Annotated in this window: 2 protein-coding genes and 2 pseudogenes; all 4 read left to right on the top strand. The window is 57.5% G+C overall.

Annotated elements, in window-relative coordinates; genetic code table 11:
* Positions 1–247 (top strand): annotated as a pseudogene (gene prfA / locus B3P58_RS18015) (peptide chain release factor 1); the annotation flags it as partial.
* On the top strand, positions 247–1116 hold the full coding sequence (gene prmC, locus B3P58_RS18010; protein ID WP_286719467.1) for a peptide chain release factor N(5)-glutamine methyltransferase: 870 nt from the start codon (positions 247–249) through the stop codon (positions 1114–1116). The pseudogene prfA and the gene prmC, both read left to right, overlap by 1 nt.
* On the top strand, positions 1117–1893 hold the full coding sequence (locus B3P58_RS18005; RefSeq protein WP_286719465.1) for a HesA/MoeB/ThiF family protein: 777 nt from the start codon (positions 1117–1119) through the stop codon (positions 1891–1893).
* 199 nt (positions 1894–2092) lie between these two features.
* A pseudogene (locus B3P58_RS18000) lies at positions 2093–2328 on the top strand (NAD(P)/FAD-dependent oxidoreductase); the annotation flags it as partial.

Below are 2328 nucleotides of genomic sequence, written 5' to 3'. Positions count from 1 at the left end.
GCGCGACGCTCAGCGTCAGGCCGCCCAGGCAGAGCAGGCGGCGACGCGTAAAAGTCTGGTTGGTTCCGGCGACCGCTCAGAGCGTATCCGCACCTATAACTATCCGCAGGGCCGGGTTACCGATCACCGCATCAACCTGACGCTGTATAAGCTCGACGAAATTGTGCAGGGCGATCTGACGCCGGTGATTGAGCCGTTAATCCGCGAGCATCAGGCCAATCTGCTGGCTGAGATGGCAGGCGGCTGATGATCTCTGATCCGGCATCCGTGCTGAGCATTGAAGCCTGGTTAGCAAAGGCGCGGACGCAGCTGGAAGCCGGCTCCGACAGCGCCCGGCTGGATGCCGAATTGCTGCTGGCCCACGTGTTGCAGCAGAGCCGTACCTGGCTTTACACCTGGTCTGACCGGCCATTAAGCGCAGAACAGCAGCAGGCGGCGGAGGCTTTGCTGGCGCGGCGTCTGGCCGGAGAGCCGGTGGCCTATCTGCTGGGTGAGCGCGATTTCTGGTCGCTTAATCTGAATGTGAACCCTTCAACCTTAATTCCCCGCGCTGACACCGAAACTCTGGTGGAATGGGCACTGGAATTACCTTTGCCGGCCAACAGCCGGGTGCTCGATTTGGGTACAGGCACCGGCGCGATTGCTTTGGCACTGGCGTCGGAGCAGCCTTCCTGGCAGGTATCCGGCGTTGATTTTAATGCCGATGCGGTGGCGCTGGCGCAGAGCAACGCCGTCCGCAATCAGCTTGCACGCGTTAGTTTCATGCAGTCGGACTGGTACAGCGCGGTCAGTGGTGATTTCGATCTGATCGTCAGCAATCCTCCCTATATCGATGAGCAGGATGAACATCTGGCGCAGGGCGATGTGCGCTTTGAACCACGCTCAGCACTGGTGGCTGATAACCATGGCCTGAGTGATCTGGCGCTGATTATTGACCGTGCGCCGGATTTTCTGCGCGCCAATGGCTGGTTATTGCTGGAGCACGGTTATCAGCAGGCGGATGCGGTGTGTGAGTTATTGCGCGCACGTGGTTTTGCTGAGGTAAGCAATCGCCGCGACCTTGGTGGGCAGCCGCGCATCAGTGGTGGCTGCTGGCCGCAGCAGGTGTTGGGATAAATGATGAACGATCAGCAGTTACTGCGTTACTCGCGCCATCTTCTGTTACCGCAGCTGGATATTGACGGGCAGCAGGCGCTGCTCGATGCCCATGTGATGATTATCGGCCTCGGTGGTCTTGGCTGCCCGGTGCTGCAATATCTGGCGGCCAGCGGTGTTGGCCGCCTCAGTCTGGTCGACGATGACCGTGTTGAGCTGTCGAATCTGCAGCGTCAGACCGCCCATGGCAGTGCTGATATTGGCCTGCTGAAAGTGGAATCCGCCGCCGCCGAAGTGCAGCGGTTAAATCCGGATGTGCAGGTGGTCACTCACGCTCTGCGTGCCGATGCTGACTGGCTGATGGCGCAACTGTCCGCCGCGGGTGACGCGCAGGAAGACCGGGTGAAAGTGGATCTGGTCATCGACTGCAGTGATAACAGTAACGTGCGCTATGCGTTGAATCGCGCCTGTATTGCGCACTCTGTACCCTGGGTTTCGGGCGCGGCGGTTGGGCTGAATGGTCAGATCACGCTGTTTGACCCGCGTCAGGCGGATGCTTCCTGTTACCGCTGCCTGTACCCCAGTCTGGATAATCAGCAGCTCAGCTGTGCCGAAAACGGCGTGTTGTCACCGCTGGTGGGGGTTATTGGCGCCATGCAGGCACTGGAAGCACTGAAAGTGTTGGCGGGCATCGGCGAAAGCCTGAGTGGCCGTTTGCTGACCTTCGATGCTCTACAGGGCGAGTGGCGGCGCTGGGGCATCAGCCGCAATCCTTCCTGTTCTGACTGCCATAACTGACGCTTCCTTCCGACAAATCTGTCACCCGGTGTTTTTTGTCTTGCTTTCTGCGCTGGTCGCTATTTGAAGCAGCGGTTGAAATTCTCTGTGAATTCAATCGCTTTGCGCTATTAATTCTACTTTATGCTTATGTAGTAATATTTGGCCTCTGTTTTGCTCCTTATCTGTCACTTCGACAATAACAAGCGTGAGGCAGACTATGGCCAGAGTGATCGTATTGGGCGCCGGTACCGGTGGTATGGCAGGTGCGTATGAAATCCGCGAAATCCTGAATAAAGAACACCGGGTTACGGTTATCAACGAACGTGAAGACTTTCAGTTTGTTCCTTCGAACCCCTGGATTGCGGTTGGCTGGCGCGAACGCCCGGAAATCAGTTTTCCTATCCGCCCTCATCTGGAGAAAAAAGGCATTGAATTCATCGCTTCGGCGGTGGT

Origin of the sequence: Thalassolituus sp. UBA2009 (assembly GCF_002335285.1) — a bacterium.
Lineage (GTDB): Bacteria > Pseudomonadota > Gammaproteobacteria > Pseudomonadales > Oceanobacteraceae > Venatoribacter > Venatoribacter alkanivorans.
The sequence above is the reverse complement of the archived record's forward strand: the minus strand, read 5'-3'. Positions and strand labels throughout refer to the sequence as shown.

What these genes read in the sequence shown, in the direction of transcription:
- prmC (WP_286719467.1), top strand. Translation starts at nt 247, where the DNA reads ATGATCTCTGATCCGGCATCCGTGCTGAGCATTGAAGCCTGGTTAGCA.
- B3P58_RS18005 (WP_286719465.1), top strand. Translation starts at nt 1,117, where the DNA reads ATGATGAACGATCAGCAGTTACTGCGTTACTCGCGCCATCTTCTGTTA.